The following is an 18,723-nucleotide window of genomic DNA, read 5'->3' on the forward strand; positions in this document are numbered from 1 at the left end:
TAAACGGGGCGAGGGGACGTGCCCTGCGAAAGGCGAGCGGGGAACGGAGAGGTCGCGGCAGGGTCCCTTCGCCCCGTTTACGGGGAGAAGGTGGCGGCAGCCGGATGAGGGGCTAGCCCCCGATTTCTCAGGCCAACTATCGCGTGACAATGCGTTAGAAACCGGTCTTGCTCGTCTTGAGCAGAATATTGCTCTCGGTCGAATTGATGCCGTTGATCAGCCGGATGCGGCGCAGCGTCTCGTCGAAGGAGGCGAGGTCGCGATCCTCGAGTTCGGCGACGAAATCCCATTTGCCGTTGGTGCTATGCAGCGCGCGCACCTGGGGCAGGCCCCGCAACTGGTCGGCCACCCGGTCGGCAAGCTTGCCGAGCACTTCGATCATGACGATGGCGCGCACACCGGCCGACCGTGTCTCATGGCCGGTGCGGATGGTGAAGCCAACGATGGTGCCGCTGGCGACGAGCCGGTCGATCCGGGCGGCGACCGTCGCCCGCGATGCGCCCGTCATCGCCGCAAGCGAGGAGACGGAAATCCGGGCATTGTGGCGAAGCGCACTCAGAAGTTCGGTATCGAGATCATCCACGCCGATCACTTTGTCAAAATAGATTTATCAATTTGCGCAATCATAGTCCATTTCTGACATTTTTCCATCTTTTTGCTACCAGCCGTTTAACCCAGTATCGGCCGAAACAGGCCTCAACACGGAGCCCTCCACATGAATGCTCGATCGCGATCTGTCACCCTCATCGGCGCGCCGCTGGAAGAAGGCTCCGGCCGAAGGGGCGCTGCCATGGGACCGGCGGCGCTACGGATCGCCGGCGTCGACCAGACGCTGATCGAGCTTGGCCATGACGTCGCCGATCTCGGTGATCTCAGGATCGTGCCGGCCATGGACCTGCCGAACCATCCGAAGGCTCATAATCTGAGGATTGTCGGCGCCTTCACCCGTGCGCTCGAAAGCAGCGTCCACGACGTGGCCGCCTCTGGCCGTTTCCCGCTGATTCTCGGCGGCGACCACAGCCTGTCCATGGGCAGCGTCTCCGGCATGGCGCGATATGCCGCCAGTAAAGGCCGCCCGCTTTTCGTGCTCTGGCTCGATGCCCATGCAGATTTCAATTCTCCGGCGACCTCGCCGTCCGGCAATATTCACGGCATGCCCGTCGCCTTCTTCTGCGGCGAGGCGGAGTTCGCCGAGATCCTGCCGAAGGACCGCGCCTTCGTCGATCCGAAGAATGTCTTCCAGGTCGGCATTCGTTCGGTCGATGCGCGCGAGCGCGAGGAAATCCACGAACACGGCGTCAACGTCTTCGACATGCGCGCCATCGACGAGCAGGGTATCGGCGCCATCATGCGTGAGATCCTCGATGTCGTCACCAAGGCGAACGGCCTGCTGCATGTCAGCCTCGACCTCGATTTCCTCGACCCCGAAATTGCCCCCGGCGTCGGCACGACGGTGCCTGGCGGCGCGACCTTCCGCGAGGCGCATCTGGTCATGGAAATGCTTTCGGACAGCGGTCTCGTCTCGTCGCTCGATCTCGTCGAGCTCAATCCGTTTCTCGACGATCGCGGCAAAAGCGCCCGCATCCTGGTGGAACTGACGGCAAGCCTCTTCGGCCGCCGCATCTTCGATCGACCAACCCGCGCCGCATAGGACGGGTTTCGGCACTATACTCTGGAGGGAAAACGGCCATGAACACTTCGGAAAAACTGATTGCCACGGAACAGCGGCTCGGCGCCCACAATTACAAGCCGCTCGATGTGGTGCTGACGCGCGGCGAAGGTGTTTACGTCTGGGATACCGACGGCAATCGTTATCTCGATTGCCTCTCGGCCTATTCCGCCGTCAACCAGGGCCACTGCCACCCGAAAATCCTCGCCGCCATGGTCGAGCAGGCCGGCAGATTGACGCTCACCTCCCGCGCCTTCCGCAACGACCAGCTCGCTCATCTCTACGAAGAGCTCGCGGCGCTCACCGGCTCGCACAAGATCCTGCCGATGAATTCCGGCGCCGAAGCGGTGGAAACCGCCATCAAGGCGGTGCGCAAATGGGGATACGAAGTCAAGGGCGTGCCGGAAGGCCAGGCGGAGATCATCGTCTGCGCCGATAATTTCCACGGCCGGACGCTGAGCATCATCAGTTTCTCCACCGATCCCGACGCCCGCACCGGTTTCGGCCCCTATACACCGGGCTTCCGCACCATTCCCTTCGGCGACGCCGAGGCATTCGCGGCCGCGATCAACGGCAATACGGTCGCCGCCCTGATCGAGCCGATCCAGGGGGAAGCCGGCGTCATCATCCCGCCGGCCGGTTATTTCACCCGCATCCGCGAGCTTTGCACCGATAACAACGTCACCCTCATTCTCGACGAGATCCAGACCGGCCTCGGCCGCACCGGCAAGCTGCTCGCCGAGGAACACGAAGGCATCGAGGCCGACGTGACGCTGATCGGCAAGGCGCTGTCCGGCGGCTTCTATCCGGTGTCGGCCGTGCTGTCGAATTCCGAGGTTCTCGGCGTGCTGAAGCCCGGCCAGCACGGCTCGACCTTCGGCGGCAACCCGCTCGCCTGCGCGGTGGCGCGCACCGCCCTCAAGGTGCTGACGGAAGAAGGGATGATCGAAAACGCCGCTGTCATGGGCGACTATTTCCTCGAAGGCCTCGGGTCGATCCGCTCGAACATCGTCAGGGAGGTGCGCGGCCGCGGGCTGATGATGGCGATCGAGCTGGAACCCGAAGCCGGCGGCGCACGGCAATATTGTCATGCGCTGAAGGAGCGCGGCCTTCTCGCCAAGGATACTCACGACCATACGATTCGCCTCGCCCCGCCATTGGTCATCACAAGAGAACAGGTGGATTGGGCGGTCTCTGAGATCGAAAAGACCATAGGCTGACGTAAATCGGAGCTGAAAAGCTTCGCAATCCCGCTCCCGATTTAGATTTGGGCAACACTCTTTCGCTAATGTCGTCGTAACCGTAACGATGCTGCGCCGAGCGCAAAGCATCGCGTGGTGTGAAGGCAAGGCTTGTCAGCGCCAATGGTGGCGCAGCCGCTTCTGCTTTGGCTTACGACAGTTGGGAAGAATTCTAATGGCCACGATCAATTCCACTAGCTTCAGCGGCGATACGCTCGAAATCATTGCCTTCCGCCTGCATGATCAGGAATTTTGCGTCAAGACCACGACCATCCGCGAAATCCGCGGCTGGGCGCCCTCGACGCCGATCCCGCATTCGCCGGCCGACGTCATCGGCGTCATGAACCTGCGCGGCTCGGTGATCCCGATCATCGACCTCGCCTACAAGCTCGGCATGAAAAGCACCGTCGCCAACGAGCGCAGCGCCATTGTCGTCGCCGAAGTTCACAACATGGTCATCGGCATGCTCGTCGACCGCGTCTCGGATATTCTCACCATCTCGTCCAGCCAGGTCCAGCCGGTTCCTGAGGTGACCGCCTCCTTCGACCGCGCATTCTGCGAAGGCATCATCGCCTCCGAAAACGGCATGATCTGCTTCCTGAACCTCGCCAAGATGTTCAAGGAAAACGAGACGGATGAACTGGCGGCCTGATCCGGCACAGCTTGATTTTCGAAAAACCGCCCCGCTTCGGGCGGTTTTTTATTGCGGCATCATGCTCTGACTTGGCTCGATCATGTTTTTCAACCTAACGTAATATAAGCGATAGCTTTTATATCGAAAAAATTAACCACAGCCTATCATCATGATTGCGAAGCATAAGGATGACACGTCCTCCGGTAAGCATGATACAACGAACGAGTAGTGGTTGTATCGGAGCGCCGGCGTCCCTCACCCGATCTGCTTCCCGACCAAGCCGGCGCAGCGGATGCTGTGCATTTCAGAGGGACAGGAATGTTTAGTCTATCCTCCGATGCAAAATACATTCTTGATGCTATCTCCAGATCGCAAGCGATCATCGAATTCGATCTCAAGGGAAATATCCTGACGGCGAACGAGAATTTCTGCAAAGCGCTCGGTTACAGCCTGAACGAAATTCTCGGCAAGCATCACAGCATGTTCTGCGAGCCGGCCTATACGGCCACCCAGGAATATCGTGAATTCTGGGCGCGGCTCGGCCGCGGTGAGTATGATGCCGGTGCCTACAAACGCTTTGCCAAGGGCAGCAAGGAAATATGGATCCAGGCGTCCTACAATCCTGTTTTCAAGGGCCGAAAACCGTTCAAGGTCGTCAAATTTGCAGCCGACATCACCGTGACAAAGAGGAAGGCCGTTGAGGATGCCGGCAAGCTGGAAGCGATCTCGCGCTCGCAGGCGGTGATCGAATTCACCCCGACAGGCGAAATCCTGACTGCCAACGACAATTTCTGCACCGCCATGGGATATTCGCTGGCAGAGATCGCCGGCAAGCATCACGGCATGTTCTGCGATCCCGCCTACGCCAGGACCGAGGACTACGCCAATTTTTGGAAGCGGCTGGCAGGGGGCGAATACATCGCCAATGAATTTGTCCGATTCGGCAAAGGCGGCCGGCAAATCTGGATACAGGCGGCCTATAATCCGATCCTCGATGCCGATGGCAAGGTCTACAAGGTCGTGAAATTCGCGACCGACGTCACCGAACGTATGAGCGCCATTTCGCAGCTCGGCAACGCGTTGCGCAATCTCTCGGAGGGCGATCTGACCCAAACGGTGGACACGCCTTTCGTCCCCTCGATGGAGCAGTTGCGTCACGATTTCAACACTACGATCAGCGACCTCGCCGAAACGATGAAGACGATCGGCGAAAATGCCAGCGCGATCGCCGCCGGCTCGCGCGAGATCGGCGAATCGGCCGATTCTTTCTCCAAGCGCACCGAGCAGCAGGCCGCATCGATTGAGGAGACGGCGGCCGCGCTGGAGGAGATCACCACGACAGTCAACGATTCCAGCCGCCGCGCCGATGAGGCCGGCCGCCTCGTCGTCAAGACCAAGAAGGGGGCCGAGCAATCCGGCATCGTGGTTCGCAATGCCGTCGCGGCGATGGATCAGATCGAACACTCCTCGCGCGAGATCAACAACATCATCGGCGTGATCGACGACATCGCCTTCCAGACCAATCTCCTGGCGCTGAATGCCGGCGTCGAGGCAGCACGCGCCGGCGAAGCCGGCAAGGGCTTCGCGGTCGTGGCCCAGGAGGTTCGCGAGCTCGCCCAGCGTTCCGCCAAAGCCGCCAAGGAAATCAAGGCGCTGATCAACACGTCGAGCGACCTCGTCAAGAACGGTGTCGGCCTCGTCGGCGAGACCGGTCAGGCGCTCGAGGAGATTGTCGCGCAGGTGGGCGATATCGACGGCAATGTCGAGGCGATCGTCAAGGCATCGAAGGAACAGGCGGTCGGTCTCAAGGAAATAAATCAGGCGGTCAACACGATGGACCAGGCAACGCAGCAGAACGCCGCGATGGTCGAGGAGAGCACTGCCGCCAGCCACAATCTTGCACGGGAAGCCGAAACGCTGCGGGTCCTGCTGGCGAGGTTCCGCCTCCCGGGTCAAACCCAGGCGGTCGGCAGACCGCAGGCAAGACAGATGGGTTCGCCGGCGCTGCATCTCGTTGCACGGGTCGCCAAGGCCCAGGGCGCCGCCGCTGCAGGCGCCCAAAGCTGGGAAGAGTTCTGATTTCCCTCTGCCATTATCCGTTCAAGCCGGAATGAAAGCGCGCCGCCAGCCCCTGGGCGGCGCGTTTGGATGCTTAACCGAACAGAGCGAAGGTCGCCTTCAGCGTGCATGCGCAGGCAGCTGACTGCTGCCTCCCTCCCGCATCCGCCGATCGTGATTACCGGACCTGGTTAGCCTCCGCCGCCGGTTTGCGGATCATGGGAGCGGCCTGAAGCACCAGGGCATCCAGCCCGTTTTCTTCCGTCTCCAGAATTTCGAACAATTGCCGCCGCATGCGCGGCTCCCAGAATTTGTTGATATGATTGGCGACCCCCTCGACGGCCTCGCTTGCCGGCTGGCTTTTGAAGAAGGTGGCGATCTGATTTGCCATATAGACGAGCTTGGTCTTGGTATCATGCGACATCGGCGATGCTTCCGGGCGAGATGCGGTGCGGGTGGGTGAAAATCTCGAAATCCTCGCCGCGCACCAGCGCGACGAGCGTGATGCCGGCCGCTTCGGCCGTGCGAATGGCCAGAGCCGTCGGCGCCGAAATGGCGATGAGCACGGGACTGCCGAGGATTGCCGCCTTCTGCACCATCTCGACCGAAAGCCGGCTGGTGACGACGACGGCGCCGTCTCCGCCTGTTTCACTGGCGCCGATGACGGCGCCGCAGAGCTTGTCCAGCGCATTGTGCCGGCCGACATCTTCGCGCACGGCAATCAGCCCGGTGCCGGGCCGATAGAAGGCGGCGCCATGCACCGCCCGCGTTTCGCGATGCAGCTGCTGCGCCTCGTTCAGAAGCGCAACGGCCCGCACGATATCCGCATGCGACAGCGCCAGCGGCAATGTCGAAACGTCAGGCACCGGCCGCACCGCCTGCTCGATCGATTCGATGCCGCAGAGCCCGCAGCCGACCGGCCCCGCCATGCTGCGGCGGCGTGCCCGCAGCCGATCGGCGACATCATCGACAAGGCTCACCTGCACATCGATCCCCTGCTCGCCCGCAACGACCTCGATGCCCGAGATCTCCGTCCGCTTGGCGATGATCCCTTCGGTCAGGCTGAAGCCGACGGCAAAATCCTCGAGATCGGCGGGAGTGGCCATCATCACCGCATGCGAACTGCCGCCATAGGAAAAGGCGATCGGCACTTCCTCCGGCACGATGCGCGAACCGCTGTGCATGAGGCCGTTGCGACGGGCGGTTTCGGAGGCGCGGGCGGTGGTCGGGAAAGTCATGCTGTACGCCCCCTCTTCGGCAATAGCTGACCGCCCTGCATCGTCACTCCGCCGCTTCGAGCTTGCCGGCAATGCGGCGCGATTGCCGTGCCTGCTCATCATATTCCATCTGCCAGTCGCTCGGCCCGTTGGAGGGCGAGACCTGCACCGCCGTCACCTTGTATTCCGGGCAGTTCGTCGCCCAGTCGGAGAAATCGGTGGTGATGACGTTCGCTTGCGTATTGGGATGATGGAAGGTCGTATAGACGACGCCAGGGGCGACGCGATCGGTGATCAGCGCCCGCAGCGTCGTGTCACCGGAGCGGCTGACGAGCTTCACCCAGTCGCCGTCGCGAATGCCGCGCTGCTCGGCATCATGCGCATGAATTTCCAGCCGGTCTTCCGGATGCCAGGCGACATTCTCGGTCCGGCGCGTCTGCGCTCCGACATTGTAGTGACTGAGGATGCGGCCCGTGGTGAGCAGCAGCGGGAAGCGCGGGCCGGTGCGCTCGTCGGTCGCCACATATTCGGTGCGGATGAATTTGCCCTTGCCGCGCACGAAACCGTTCACATGCATGATCGGCGAGCCGAGCGGGTTCTTTTCGTTGCAGGGCCACTGCACCGAGCCCATCTTTTCGAGATAGTCGTAGGAAACAAGCGCGAAACTCGGCGTCGTTGCGGCGATCTCGTCCATGATTTCCGACGGGTGGCTGTAGTGCCAGTCGAGCCCCATCGCCTGGGCGAGCTTCTGCGTCACCTCCCAGTCGCCGTAACCGTTGCGCGGCGACATCACCTTGCGCACGCGATTGATGCGCCGCTCGGCATTGGTGAAGGTGCCGTCCTTCTCGAGGAAGGTCGAGCCCGGCAGGAACACATGGGCGTAATTGGCGGTCTCATTGAGGAAGAGATCCTGCACGACGACGCATTCCATCGCCGCAAGACCGGCCGCGACATGTTTCGTATCGGGATCGGACTGGAGAATGTCCTCGCCCTGGACGTAGAGGCCCTTGAACGAGCCGTCGACCGCCGCATCCAGCATGTTCGGAATGCGCAGACCCGGCTCGTTGTTGAGCTTCACGCCCCAGAGTTTTTCGAAGATGTCCCGTGTCGCATCGTCGGAAATGTGCCGGTAGCCCGGCAGCTCGTGCGGGAAGGAGCCCATGTCGCAGGAACCCTGCACGTTGTTCTGGCCGCGCAGCGGGTTCACGCCCACGCCCGGGCGGCCGATATTGCCGGTCGCCATCGCGAGATTGGCGATCGCCATGACGGTGGTCGAGCCCTGGCTGTGTTCGGTGACCCCGAGGCCGTAATAGATCGCGCCATTGCCGCCCTTGGCGTAGAGCCTTGCCGCGCCGCGTAGATCCGCCGCCGGTACGCCGGTGAACATTTCGGTCTGTTCGGGGCTGTGCTGAGGCTCGGCGACGAAGGCCGCCCAGTCCTCGAACTCCGACCAGTCGCAGCGCTCGCGGATGAACTTCTCGTCGAAAAGCCCTTCGGTGACGATCACATGCGCCAGCGCCGTCATGACGGCGACATTGGTGCCCGGCTTCAGCGGCAGGTGGTAGGAGGCCTCGACATGCGGCGAGCGGACGATGTCGGTGCGGCGTGGATCGATGACGATCAGCTTGGCGCCCTGGCGCAGCCGCTTCTTCAGCCGCGAGCCGAACACCGGATGGCCGTCCGTCGGATTGGCGCCGATGATCACGACGACATCGGACTGTTCGACGCTGTCGAAATCCTGCGTGCCCGCCGACGTGCCGAACGCCTGGCCGAGACCATAGCCGGTCGGCGAATGGCAGACGCGTGCGCAAGTATCGACGTTGTTGTTGCCGAAACCGGCACGGACCAGCTTCTGCACCAGATAGGTTTCCTCGTTGGTGCAGCGCGAGGAGGTGATGCCGCCGACCGCATCGCGGCCGTATTGATACTGGATGCGGCGGAATTCCGACGCCACATGCGCGAAAGCCTCGTCCCAGCTGACCTCCCGCCAGGGATCGCTGACCTTTTCGCGGATCATCGGATTGAGGATGCGGTCCTTATGGGTGGAATAGCCATAGGCGAAACGGCCCTTGACGCAGGAATGGCCGCGATTGGCCTGGCCGTCTTTCCACGGCACCATGCGCACCAGTTCCTCGCCGCGCATTTCCGCCTTGAAGGAGCAGCCGACGCCGCAATAGGCGCAGGTGGTGACCGCCGAATGCTCCGGCTGGCCGATCTGGATGACCGACTTCTCCGTCAGTGTCGCCGTCGGACAGGCCTGCACGCAGGCGCCGCAGGAAACGCATTCGGAATCGATGAACTGCTCGTGCATGCCGGATGCAACGCGCGAGCCGAAACCCCGCCCCTCGATCGTCAGCGCGAAGGTACCCTGCACTTCCTCGCAGGCGCGCACGCAGAGCGAACAGACGATGCACTTGGAGGGATCATAGGTGAAATAGGGATTGGACTCGTCCTTCGGCAGCCATTTCAGATTGATGTCGCCGCTGTTGCGGGCCTTGACATGATTGTCGCCCTCGTAGCCGTAGCGCACGTCGCGCAGGCCAACGGCACCCGCCATGTCCTGCAATTGGCAATCGCCGTTGGCAGCACAGGTAAGACAGTCGAGCGGATGGTCGGAGATATAGAGCTCCATCACGCCGCGGCGGATATCCTTGAGCCGCCCCGTCTGCGTATGCACCACCATGTTTGCCGCCACCGGCGTCGTACAGGAGGCAGGCGTGCCGGCGCGGCCCTCGATCTCGACGAGACAGAGCCGGCAGGAGCCGAAGGCATCGACCATGTCGGTAGCGCAGAGCTTCGGCACCTCGATGCCGGCCTCCATCGAGGCGCGCATGATGGATGTTCCCTCCGGCACGCTGATCTGCTGCCCATCGATGGTGAGCGTCACCATGGTCTCGGATTTCGAAGCCGGAGTCCCGTAGTCGATTTCATGGATGAGAGACATGGTCGGCCTCCTGAATGGAAATGGAATTGAGCAGGTCACGCCAGAACGACGTCATTCGGCGGCCTCCACGATCGGCGCCGGCGAAAAATCCTCCGGGAAATGCGTCATGGCGCTCACGACCGGGTATGGCGTGAAACCGCCGAGCGCGCAGAGCGAGCCGAACTTCATCGTGTTGCAGAGATCGGCAAGCAGCACCCGGTTCTTCTCCGGCTCGATGCCTTGGGCAATCTTGTCCACCGTCTCCACCCCGCGCGTCGATCCGATGCGGCAGGGCGTGCACTTACCGCAGCTTTCGACGGCGCAGAATTCCATGGCGAAACGCGCCTGCTTCAGCATGTCGGCCGTGTCATCGAAGACGACGATGCCGGCGTGACCGATCAGCCCGTCTTTGGCGGCGAAAGCTTCGTAATCGAAAGGCGTGTCGAACAGCGCCCGCGGGAAATAGGCGCCGAGCGGCCCGCCGACCTGCACGGCCTTGACCGGCCGGCCGGTCGCCGTGCCGCCGCCGATCCGGTCGACGATATCGCCGAGCGAAAGACCAAACCCAGTCTCATAAAGCCCGCCGTACTTGATATTGCCGGCAATCTGCAGCGGGATCGTACCGCGCGAGCGGCCCATGCCGAAATCACGGTAGAAGGCGGCGCCCTTTTCCATGATGACGGGGACGGAGGCGAGCGAGATCACGTTATTGATGACGGTCGGACAGTCAAACAGCCCCTTATGCGCCGGCAAGGGCGGCTTGGCGCGGACGATGCCGCGCTTGCCTTCGAGGCTGTTGAGCAGGGCCGTCTCCTCGCCGCAGACATAGGCACCGGCACCGGTGCGGACCTCCATATCGAAGGCGCGGCCCGAGCCGAGCACCGACGGGCCGAGAATACCGGCCTGCCGGGCAATGCCGATGGCCGCCGTCATCGCCGCGATCGCATGCGGATATTCCGAACGTGTGTAGACGAAGCCCTTGGTCGCTCCGGTCGCGAGCCCTGCGATCGCCATGCCCTCGATCAGTACGAAGGGATCGCCTTCCATGATCATTCTGTCGGCAAAGGTGCCGCTGTCGCCCTCATCGGCATTGCAGACGATATATTTGCGGTCGCCGCTGGCATCGAGGACGGTTTTCCACTTGACGCCCGTCGGGAAGCCCGCGCCGCCGCGTCCGCGCAGGCCGGAATCGGTGACTTCCTTGACGACGTCGGCAGACGCCATCGAAACGGCGCGGCGAAGGCCGGCAAGGCCGCCATGCGCTTCGTAATCCGCCAGCGAGAGCGGATCGATGACGCCGCAGCGGGCGAAGGTCAGGCGGGTCTGTTCCTTCAGGAACGGGAGGTCTTCAACCTCCCCGAGACAGAGCGGGTGATCGCCGCCATTGACGATCCCCGCGTCGAAGAGAACAGACACATCCCCAGCCTTCACCGGTCCGTAGCCGATGCGCTTGCCGGCGACCTCGACTTCGACAAGCGGTTCCAGCCAGAACATTCCGCGCGAGCCGTTGCGCACGATCTCGACATCGAGGCCGCGGGCGGCGATCTCCTGGGCAATCGCCTTTGCCACCTTTTCGGCCCCGAGCGCCAGCGCTGCGGCATCGCGCGGAACATAAATCCTGACTGTCATCGGCGGGCCTCCGCAACGAGTTCGGCCGCCATCTGATTGTCGATCCGGCCATAGACCTCACCGTCGAGCATCGCCGACGGGGCGCAGGCGCAGAGCCCGAGACAGTAGACCGGCTCCAGCGTCACGCTGCCGTCGAGCGTCGTCTGGTGAAAATCAATGCCGAGCAGCGTCTTGACGCGCTCGGCCACCGCATCGCCGCCCATCGACTGGCAAGCCTCGGCGCGACAGAGCTTCAGCACATGCCGGCCGGCGGGATGGTTGCGATAATCGTGATAGAAGGTCATCACGCCATGCACCTCGGCGCGAGAGAGGTTCAGCTCCTCGGCGATCACAGGCAAGGCTTCCTGCGGCACGTAGCCGAATTCGTCCTGAACCCCGTGCAGAATGGGAAGCAGCGGTCCTTCGAGGAAGCGCAGATCGGCGACGATGGCACGAGTGCGCGCGGCAATATCGCCTTCGGCGATATGAATGGTCATAAGGCAGCCCTCCCGACGGCTTGCTCGTTGCGGAATCGCAGCCTCCTCCAGCCCGGGCGCTACTCCTCGACCAGCATCGCAAGGAAGCCGCCGGCGATCAATAACGCTTTCACGTCGATCGATAGATTTTTTCTATCAGAGTTCTTCGTCCCGTACGAGCACTCTGGCTTCGTGCAGCAAGGCCGACACGAGCGGCGTAAAGGGCTCGCGATAGGGTGCAACAAGGCCGACCAGATGATGCGCCTCCGGCTCGACGATCGGAATCATGCGGATTTCCACCGGAAAACCAAAGGATTTTGCCACATTGCGTGGCATGATGCTCGCCCAACGGCCAGTCCTGACATGCGAAAACAGCACGATCATCGAATTGGATTCGAGCGTCGGATGCACGGTCGCGCCTGCTTCGGTCAGGTGCCGATTGATGATTCGCCGGTTCTGCATGTCGGCCGTCAATAGACAAAGCCGAAGATCGCCGACCTCCTTCCAGGTCACGTTATCGCGATCGGACAGCGGGCTGCCCGCGGCGGTGATCAGATGATAGCGCTCGGCATAGAGCGGAACGCTGGTGACACGACCGAGCGGCTCGTTTTCGAGATAGGTGATGCCGGCGTCGATTTCGAGGTTTTCGAGCATGCTCAGCACCTGCAGCGAATTGCGCGAGACGATCGAGAAGGTCACGCCGGGATGCCGCTCCTGAAACGGCGTGGTGATGCGCGACAGCATGGCGAGCGCCGTCGGAATGGCGGCGAGACGGATGTGGCCGGAAAGGCCGCGGCGGGCGGCGCGCATTTCCTCCCGCATGGTGCGGGTGTCGCCGACGATGCGCCGGGCCCATTCGAGCACGCGCTGCCCCTCCGGCGTCAGCCCCTGGAACCGCGAGCCGCGCTGCACCAACATGACGCCCAATTGATCCTCGAGCTGGCGGATGGCGGCCGAAAGTGTCGGCTGCGAAATCCCGCACTCCTCGGCGGCGCGGCCGAAATGCTTTTCATTGGCAAGGGCGATAAAGAATTCCAGCTTGTCGATCATCCCCTTATCTTCGACGCAGCAGCCGCGCTCCGCAAGGGCGGTTGCTAAAGACCACCGCACAGTTTTGCCCGACGGGCTTTAAAGATTTTCTGCAATCGGAAAAAGATCGAACAGCGATTCGAGGAAGGCAAGCACGCTGACATTGCCGATGCTGTAATAGACCAGCCTGCCCTGGCGGCGCGTATTGACCAGGCCTTCGAGCCGCAAACGCGCAAGCTGCTGCGAGACCATCGCCTGCTGTATGCCGAGAATATTTTCGATTTCACCGACCGTCCGCTCCTCTTTCGCCAGGATGCAGAGGATCAGAAGTCGGGTGTGATGCGCCAAAGCTTTCAGCAGATCGCTCGCCTCATGGGCTTTTCCAGCGAGTATGTGCAGTTCCTGGCCGGTCATCCCCGGCTCCGGTTTAGGCAACGGCATTCGATATCTCGGAAGGGAGGCGGTGAAATAGTTCAGCACAATAGCATATTTGCAGAAGAGAATTCGCCAATAATAATGAAATACCAAAAAAGGTCTAAGTAAATCAGCAGATAAGCTGTCCGCCATTGATCTCGACCACCTGGCCGGTAATGTATCCCGACAGCGAGGGAGCCGCCAGGAACAGATAGGCGGGAGCGCAATCCTCCGCCGTGCCGAGCCGCTGCAGCGGGATGGATTTTCTGGTCTGCTCCAGTTTTTCGCGGGAGGAATAGCGCTCGTGGAAATCCGTCTCGATCGTGCCCGGAGAGACGCAGTTGACGCGGATTGCATCCGGGGCAAGCTCCCGGGCGAGCGCCTTGGAATAGGTGGCGACGAAGGCTTTCGAGGCCGAATAGATCGAGGAGCCGGGGCTGCCGCCGGTCAGCGCCGAAATCGAGACGGTGTTGACGATGGCAGCACCCTCGGCCGCTTTCAATGCCGGCAGCAGGGCGCGCGTCAGCGCCACCACCGATGTCTGGTTGAGCCGTATGACCGCCTCATATTCGGCGTCGGTCAGCGTGGCGGCGGGAAAACGGCCAAGCATGGTGCCGGCATTGTTGACGAGCACATGAACCCTGTCGAAGAAAGCCAGAACATCTTCTGCAAATTGCGCCGCCCCGCCGACGGCGGAGAAATCGGCATGCAGCAGCAGTGCCCGTCTTTCGGATTCCGCCGTCAGCAGGAAATCCGGCAGATCCCGTCCGGGCTTGCGCCCGGTATGGACGATCACCTTCGCGCCGCAGTCGAGAAACTGCCGGGCGACTTCGAGGCCGATGCCGCGGCCGGCACCGGTCACCACGACATTGCGATTTTCAAACAGTCTGGGATGAAACACGAAGCCGTCCTCCTAGAGCATGATACCGAAAAGTGTGAGCGGCGTTCGGACAAAATCATGCTCTAACTATATAATTTAGAACAGGATTCAGATTTAAGGCCGGTCTGGACTGAAATCATCCTGTTTTAGCGAACAGCGCCGCCGGTTGCGCCATTCGCCCTTAACATATGAGCGCGCCGGCCGAAAGAAAGGCGGGCATCGATCTTTCCTGAAAGAGACAGCTAAGTCTCCCTCTGGGAAAGCCAGGTTTTAGCTTTCGGTCTCCAGCAGCCGCGCCCCCGGTCCCTCCTTGCCGAGCCGGTCGCCGGGATTGCGCAGCGGACAGCTATCGACCGACAGGCAACCGCAGCCGATGCAGCCGGTCAGGCGGTCGCGCAGCAGGCTGAGCTGGCTGATTCGCGCGTCGAGATCGTCCTTCCAGCGGGCCGACAGCGTTTGCCAGTCGGCGGCCGTCGGCGTGCGTCCTTGCGGCAGGGATTCGAACGCGGCCTGGATTTCCGCAAGCGGAATGCCGACACGCTGCGCCACCTTGATGATCCCGAGCCGGCGGAGCACGTCGCGCCCGTAGCGGCGCTGGTTGCCGCGGCTGCGAATGCTCGAGATCAGCCCCTTGGTTTCGTAAAAGTGCAGCGCCGAGACGGCAAGGCCGCTGCGTTCAGCCACGTCGCCGACCGTCAGGAGCTTGCCGAGCGGCACGGTAGGAATTGTCTCCATCGCCTCTTGACCTCAATATTAGTTGAGGTTTTATAAGCCTTGCTCCAGCAGTCGTAAAGCCCAATCGCGAGAGGAGCGACGCATGAAAACATCCATCAGGCTGGCGGTGATCTACGGAAGTACCAGAAAGGGCCGCATCTGCGAGCGGGTTGTCAAATGGCTGACGCAGGAAATTGCCCGCTTCCCGCAATTCGATATCGACATCATCGACCCGCTCGAATTTGCGCTGCCGCCGAGCCGTGAGACGACACATCCCGAAATCGACAGGCTTGCCGGGCGGCTCGGCATGGCCGACGCCTTCATCATCGTCACGCCGGAATACAATCACAGCTTCACCGCCGCGTTGAAATCGACCATCGATCTGTTTTTCGAGCCCTGGCAGGGCAAGCCGGTCGCCTTCGTTTGTTACGGCGGCATATCGGGCGGCCTGCGCGCGGTCGAGCAGCTGCGGCTCGTCTTTGCCGAACTGCACGCCGTCACCATCCGCGATTCGGTCAGCTTTTCCGCGCCATGGAACCGCTTCGACACGGCCGGACGACTTCATGATCCGAGCGACGCCCTGCACGCGCTCGACCGTATGATGGCGCGGCTGGAATGGTGGACCCGGGCTCTGATTGCCGCGCGCAGCGATCGTCCCTATGCCGACATCGCTGCCTGAGGCGGAAGGCTGCGGTTCCGTTCCCGGCAGGTACGGGACCCCTGGGGACACCCGGACAGGACCTCCGTCCGGGTGTTTTCCCATCATGCCGGCCTCATCCCGGCCATGCGGACGGGTTGGGAATTTTGCGGTTGCGGGAAGAAAACCCCGGTGATAATTTCCGCGCCGATTAACAGGGGAGCTCCGTATCGCCGGGGCTGAGATGCGAGGCGCAAGCGTCCGGACCCTTCAAAGCTGATCTGGGTAATGCCAGCGGAGCGAGGTTCGGATGTTCTCAGGCGCACAACTATCACTCTCTCCGATGTCCGGCAGTTTCGTCGGTATCATTCTCGATGCCGTCAGGGCGCCCGATCCCTATCGCGACCGGCTGCGCATCGAGACCGCCGCCGAAATCGAACGCTGATGACACCGTCGCCACCATCGGATTCCCGCCGTGCCGCGCTCCTGGCAGCTCTCACCCGGGGCATGCCGGCCTTTCTCGCCGGCTGCGCCTTTCTGGCGGCATGGGAAGTCTATGTCGATCTCTCCGGTATCAAACCGTCCATCCTGCCGGCGCCGTCGCGCATCGTCATCCAGGGCTGGCTGAACCGCGAAGCGCTGATGGCAAACACCTGGCCGACGCTTGGGGCCACACTCGGCGGTTTCGCGCTGTCGCTTGCCTTCGCCTTCGCCGCGTCGATCCTCATGGATTTCATGCCCTTCATGCGCCGGGCGTTGCTGCCGGTCTTCATCGCCAGCCAAACCCTGCCGCTGGTGGCAATCGCGCCTCTTGTCGTCCTCTGGTTCGGGTTCGGTCTCGTGCCGAAGATCCTGCTGGTGGCGCTCGTCACCTTCTTTCCGCTGCTCGTCGCCCTGCTGCAGGGTTATGAATCGACCGACCGTGACATCGCCGAATTGCTGAACTCGATGAAGGCAGGCCGCTGGCGGATTTTCCGCCTGGCGCGGCTTCCCTCGGCGCTGCCTTATTTCTTCGCCGGCCTGAGGATCTCGATCACCTATGCCGTCGTCGGTGCGATCTTTGCCGAATATGCCGGTGCCGCCCGCGGCCTCGGCATCTATATTCTCAACGCCAAGAACAATTTCCGTCCCGATCTCGTGCTCGCCGCCGTCCTCGTCAGCGCCGTGCTGACACTCTGCCTCTTCGGGCTGACGCTGCTGATCGAGCGCCTCGTCATGCCCTGGCAGCCATCCGGGGAGCGGCGCCGATGAACGATGCAATGGTTGAACTGCGCAAGATTTCGAAGTCCTTCGACGGCATGCGGGTGCTGGGCGATATTTCGCTCACCGTCGCAAACGGCGAGTTCGTTTCGATCGTCGGCCCGTCCGGCTCCGGAAAATCGACGATATTGCGATTGCTGACGCAGGCGCTGCGTGCCGATTCCGGCGCCTTGCTTTTCAACGGCGCGCCGCTGGAACAGGCGCCGCATTCCTTCGCCTTCATGCCGCAGCGCGATGCGCTGATGCCCTGGCGCCGGATCATCGACAATGCGGCACTCGGCCTCGAGGTGCGGGGCATGAGCCGCCGGGCCGCCCGCGCCGCCGTGGCGCCGCTGTTCGAAAGCTTCGGTCTTGCCGGCTTCGAACGCCATTATCCCGCCGAACTTTCGGGCGGCATGCGCCAGCGCGCCGCCCTGCTGCGCACCGTCGTCCAGACCCAGGACATGCTGCTGCTCGACGAGCCTTTCGGCGCGCTCGACGCGCTGACGCGCACGCAGATTCAGGAATGGCTGCAGGGCATGTGGACCGAACACCGCTGGACGGCGCTGCTGATCACCCACGATGTCCGCGAAGCGGTGTTCCTCTCCGACCGCATCTACGTGCTTTCGGCCCGTCCGGCGCGTATCATTCGCGAATTCCACGTTCCCCTGCCCCGCCCGAGAAGCATTGCCGACCTCGGCTCGGCGGCGGCGCAGGCGATCGAAACCGAAATCCTGCAAACCCTGCTTCATCCGCTGGAACAGGATGATTTCAGGCCGGTCGGCCTAAAATCTGAATCCTGTTCTCATTTATAGAGTTAGAGCATGATGCCGAAAACAGCTCACATTTTTCGGCATCATGCTCTCAAGACCTGAGGAGGTCACCATGCTGCTTCTCACCCGTCGCCAGACGATCTTCGCCGCCATCGCGGCCAGCCTCGCCGGCCGCTCCGCCTTCGCCCAATCGGCGCCCGCAAAGGTCCGCATCGCGCTCGACTGGACGCCCAACACCAATCATATCGGCATCTATGTCGCCAAGGCGAAGGGCTTCTATGAGGCCGCCGGCCTCGATGTCGAGATCCTTCCCTTTGCCGATGCCAGCGCCGGAACGCTGGTATCCAACGGCGTCGCCGATTTCGGCATCAGCAGCGAGATCGAGGCCATCACGCAGCGCGCCGGCGGCGGTGACGTGAAGATGGTCTACGGCGTCGTCCAGACCGAGACCGCGCGGTTGATCTTCAAGGGCGGACGCGACGACATCAAGAGCCCTAAAGATCTCGACGGCAAGACCTATGGCGGCTTTGGCGGCACCTGGGAAAGTGCGCTGATCTCGGCGATGATCCGCAATGACGGCGGCAAGGGCGAAGTCAACACCGTCACCCTCGGCACCTCCGCCTACGAGGCGCTGGACAATGGCTCGGTCGATTTCACCCTCGAAATCTACACCTGGGAAGGCATCGCCGCCGAGCTGGAAAACCGCAAGCTCGGCCGCTTCCATTATTCCGACTACGGCATTCCGGACGAGCAGACGACGGTCATCGTCTCCAGCGACGCCTATCTCTCGGCAAGCCACGAACATGCCCGCGCCTTCATCCAGGCGACGCGCCAGGGTTATGCCTATTCCGTCGACCATCCCGACGAAGCCTGCGCGCTGCTGATATCGGGAAGCAACGGCGCGCTGATGAACACGGAACTGGTCAAGGCTTCCCAGAAGGCGTTGATCGAGGGGCACTTCCTGCGGTCCGAGACCGGAGTGATCGGCACACTCGACCCGGCAAAGGCCGAAGGCATCGGCGGCTTCCTGCTCGAGAACGGCATTCTGGTCGATGCGAACGGCGCCGCCCTCAAGGAAAAGCCGGATTTTTCCAGCTATTACACCAACGAACTCCTCGTCTGACCTCGAGCCTCGGCCTCGCCCGTCGCCGCTTTCCGCGGCAAAGTTCGTCGAGCACTGCATGATTTCTTAAATCGGAATCGATATAAGA

At 62.1% G+C, this 18,723-nt stretch carries 18 protein-coding genes, 1 pseudogene and 1 riboswitch; of the genes and pseudogenes, 9 read left to right on the forward strand and 10 right to left on the reverse strand.

What is annotated here, in order from left to right; genetic code table 11:
• Positions 1-154 precede the first annotated feature (154 nt).
• Positions 155-592, reverse strand: a complete 438-nt coding sequence (locus CO666_RS00560; RefSeq protein ID WP_179869590.1) for an Lrp/AsnC family transcriptional regulator — start codon at positions 590-592, stop codon at positions 155-157.
• Positions 593-715: 123 nt separating this feature from the next.
• On the opposite strand from CO666_RS00560, the gene rocF reads away from it, so the two are divergent.
• From rocF to CO666_RS00580, 4 genes are all read left to right on the forward strand, one after another.
• Positions 716-1,651 (forward strand): arginase, encoded by a 936-nt coding sequence (gene rocF / locus CO666_RS00565; RefSeq protein WP_097610238.1) that lies wholly within the window; start codon positions 716-718, stop codon positions 1,649-1,651.
• A 38-nt stretch (positions 1,652-1,689) separates the two neighbouring features.
• Positions 1,690-2,889, forward strand: a complete 1,200-nt coding sequence (gene rocD, locus CO666_RS00570; RefSeq protein WP_097610239.1) for an ornithine--oxo-acid transaminase — start codon at positions 1,690-1,692, stop codon at positions 2,887-2,889.
• 196 nt (positions 2,890-3,085) lie between these two features.
• Positions 3,086-3,562, forward strand: a complete 477-nt coding sequence (locus CO666_RS00575) for a chemotaxis protein CheW (RefSeq protein WP_029868938.1) — start codon at positions 3,086-3,088, stop codon at positions 3,560-3,562.
• A 300-nt stretch (positions 3,563-3,862) separates the two neighbouring features.
• A complete protein-coding gene (locus CO666_RS00580) occupies positions 3,863-5,623 on the forward strand; it encodes a methyl-accepting chemotaxis protein (protein WP_097610240.1) in 1,761 nt (586 codons plus the stop codon).
• A 157-nt stretch (positions 5,624-5,780) separates the two neighbouring features.
• Here the strand turns inward: CO666_RS00580 and CO666_RS00585 are convergent, their stop codons facing one another.
• The 9 genes from CO666_RS00585 to soxR all read right to left on the reverse strand — a co-directional run bounded on the left by CO666_RS00585 (position 5,781) and on the right by soxR (position 14,884).
• Positions 5,781-6,026 (reverse strand): formate dehydrogenase subunit delta, encoded by a 246-nt coding sequence (locus tag CO666_RS00585; protein ID WP_097610241.1) that lies wholly within the window; start codon positions 6,024-6,026, stop codon positions 5,781-5,783.
• A complete protein-coding gene (gene fdhD, locus CO666_RS00590) occupies positions 6,016-6,840 on the reverse strand; it encodes a formate dehydrogenase accessory sulfurtransferase FdhD (protein ID WP_097610242.1) in 825 nt (274 codons plus the stop codon). The genes CO666_RS00585 and fdhD overlap by 11 nt, the downstream gene beginning before the upstream one ends.
• A 43-nt stretch (positions 6,841-6,883) precedes the next feature.
• Positions 6,884-9,763, reverse strand: a complete 2,880-nt coding sequence (fdhF, locus tag CO666_RS00595) for a formate dehydrogenase subunit alpha (protein WP_097610243.1) — start codon at positions 9,761-9,763, stop codon at positions 6,884-6,886.
• Positions 9,764-9,814: 51 nt separating this feature from the next.
• A complete protein-coding gene (locus CO666_RS00600; RefSeq protein WP_097610244.1) occupies positions 9,815-11,371 on the reverse strand; it encodes a formate dehydrogenase beta subunit in 1,557 nt (518 codons plus the stop codon).
• The gene (locus CO666_RS00605; protein WP_097610245.1) at positions 11,368-11,847 is read right to left on the reverse strand and encodes a formate dehydrogenase subunit gamma; all 480 of its coding nucleotides are present in this window, start codon (positions 11,845-11,847) and stop codon (positions 11,368-11,370) included. Before CO666_RS00605 ends, CO666_RS00600 begins: the two co-directional genes overlap by 4 nt.
• A 135-nt stretch (positions 11,848-11,982) precedes the next feature.
• Positions 11,983-12,876 carry a LysR family transcriptional regulator gene (locus CO666_RS00610; protein ID WP_097610246.1) on the reverse strand — a complete coding sequence of 298 codons (894 nt, stop codon included), beginning with the start codon at positions 12,874-12,876 and terminating at the stop codon, positions 11,983-11,985.
• 78 nt (positions 12,877-12,954) lie between these two features.
• A complete protein-coding gene (locus CO666_RS00615) occupies positions 12,955-13,296 on the reverse strand; it encodes an ArsR/SmtB family transcription factor (protein ID WP_097610247.1) in 342 nt (113 codons plus the stop codon).
• Positions 13,297-13,399: 103 nt separating this feature from the next.
• Positions 13,400-14,170 carry an SDR family NAD(P)-dependent oxidoreductase gene (locus CO666_RS00620; RefSeq protein ID WP_097610248.1) on the reverse strand — a complete coding sequence of 257 codons (771 nt, stop codon included), beginning with the start codon at positions 14,168-14,170 and terminating at the stop codon, positions 13,400-13,402.
• A 249-nt stretch (positions 14,171-14,419) separates the two neighbouring features.
• Positions 14,420-14,884 carry a redox-sensitive transcriptional activator SoxR gene (gene soxR / locus CO666_RS00625; protein WP_097610249.1) on the reverse strand — a complete coding sequence of 155 codons (465 nt, stop codon included), beginning with the start codon at positions 14,882-14,884 and terminating at the stop codon, positions 14,420-14,422.
• 82 nt (positions 14,885-14,966) lie between these two features.
• On the opposite strand from soxR, the gene CO666_RS00630 reads away from it, so the two are divergent.
• The 5 genes and pseudogenes from CO666_RS00630 to CO666_RS00645 all read left to right on the forward strand — a co-directional run bounded on the left by CO666_RS00630 (position 14,967) and on the right by CO666_RS00645 (position 18,635).
• Positions 14,967-15,542, forward strand: a complete 576-nt coding sequence (locus CO666_RS00630) for an NADPH-dependent FMN reductase (RefSeq protein WP_097610250.1) — start codon at positions 14,967-14,969, stop codon at positions 15,540-15,542.
• A gap of 164 nt (positions 15,543-15,706) precedes the next feature.
• Positions 15,707-15,821, forward strand: a riboswitch (TPP riboswitch).
• Positions 15,811-15,924, forward strand: a pseudogene (locus tag CO666_RS33980) (YkoF family thiamine/hydroxymethylpyrimidine-binding protein); the annotation flags it as partial. Its footprint overlaps the riboswitch before it by 11 nt.
• 20 nt (positions 15,925-15,944) lie before the next feature.
• Positions 15,945-16,751, forward strand: a complete 807-nt coding sequence (locus CO666_RS00635; RefSeq protein WP_097610549.1) for an ABC transporter permease — start codon at positions 15,945-15,947, stop codon at positions 16,749-16,751.
• Positions 16,748-17,554, forward strand: a complete 807-nt coding sequence (locus tag CO666_RS00640; protein ID WP_097610251.1) for an ABC transporter ATP-binding protein — start codon at positions 16,748-16,750, stop codon at positions 17,552-17,554. Before CO666_RS00635 ends, CO666_RS00640 begins: the two co-directional genes overlap by 4 nt.
• A 70-nt stretch (positions 17,555-17,624) precedes the next feature.
• Entirely contained in the window at positions 17,625-18,635 is a 1,011-nt protein-coding gene (locus CO666_RS00645; RefSeq protein WP_097610252.1) for an ABC transporter substrate-binding protein, read from the forward strand.
• Positions 18,636-18,723: the final 88 nt, after the last annotated feature.

The organism is Rhizobium chutanense (assembly GCF_002531935.1).
Taxonomy (GTDB): domain Bacteria; phylum Pseudomonadota; class Alphaproteobacteria; order Rhizobiales; family Rhizobiaceae; genus Rhizobium; species Rhizobium chutanense.

Bases quoted from the DNA above. Each gene is read 5' to 3' on its own strand.
- rocF (WP_097610238.1), top strand. From the start codon at position 716: ATGAATGCTCGATCGCGATCTGTCACCCTCATCGGCGCGCCGCTGGAA.
- rocD (WP_097610239.1), top strand. From the start codon at position 1,690: ATGAACACTTCGGAAAAACTGATTGCCACGGAACAGCGGCTCGGCGCC.
- CO666_RS00575 (WP_029868938.1), top strand. From the start codon at position 3,086: ATGGCCACGATCAATTCCACTAGCTTCAGCGGCGATACGCTCGAAATC.
- CO666_RS00580 (WP_097610240.1), top strand. From the start codon at position 3,863: ATGTTTAGTCTATCCTCCGATGCAAAATACATTCTTGATGCTATCTCC.
- CO666_RS00585 (WP_097610241.1), bottom strand. From the start codon at position 6,026: ATGTCGCATGATACCAAGACCAAGCTCGTCTATATGGCAAATCAGATC.
- fdhD (WP_097610242.1), bottom strand. From the start codon at position 6,840: ATGACTTTCCCGACCACCGCCCGCGCCTCCGAAACCGCCCGTCGCAAC.
- fdhF (WP_097610243.1), bottom strand. From the start codon at position 9,763: ATGTCTCTCATCCATGAAATCGACTACGGGACTCCGGCTTCGAAATCC.
- CO666_RS00600 (WP_097610244.1), bottom strand. From the start codon at position 11,371: ATGACAGTCAGGATTTATGTTCCGCGCGATGCCGCAGCGCTGGCGCTC.
- CO666_RS00605 (WP_097610245.1), bottom strand. From the start codon at position 11,847: ATGACCATTCATATCGCCGAAGGCGATATTGCCGCGCGCACTCGTGCC.
- CO666_RS00610 (WP_097610246.1), bottom strand. From the start codon at position 12,876: ATGATCGACAAGCTGGAATTCTTTATCGCCCTTGCCAATGAAAAGCAT.
- CO666_RS00615 (WP_097610247.1), bottom strand. From the start codon at position 13,296: ATGCCGTTGCCTAAACCGGAGCCGGGGATGACCGGCCAGGAACTGCAC.
- soxR (WP_097610249.1), bottom strand. From the start codon at position 14,884: ATGGAGACAATTCCTACCGTGCCGCTCGGCAAGCTCCTGACGGTCGGC.
- CO666_RS00630 (WP_097610250.1), top strand. From the start codon at position 14,967: ATGAAAACATCCATCAGGCTGGCGGTGATCTACGGAAGTACCAGAAAG.
- CO666_RS00635 (WP_097610549.1), top strand. From the start codon at position 15,945: ATGACACCGTCGCCACCATCGGATTCCCGCCGTGCCGCGCTCCTGGCA.
- CO666_RS00640 (WP_097610251.1), top strand. From the start codon at position 16,748: ATGAACGATGCAATGGTTGAACTGCGCAAGATTTCGAAGTCCTTCGAC.
- CO666_RS00645 (WP_097610252.1), top strand. From the start codon at position 17,625: ATGCTGCTTCTCACCCGTCGCCAGACGATCTTCGCCGCCATCGCGGCC.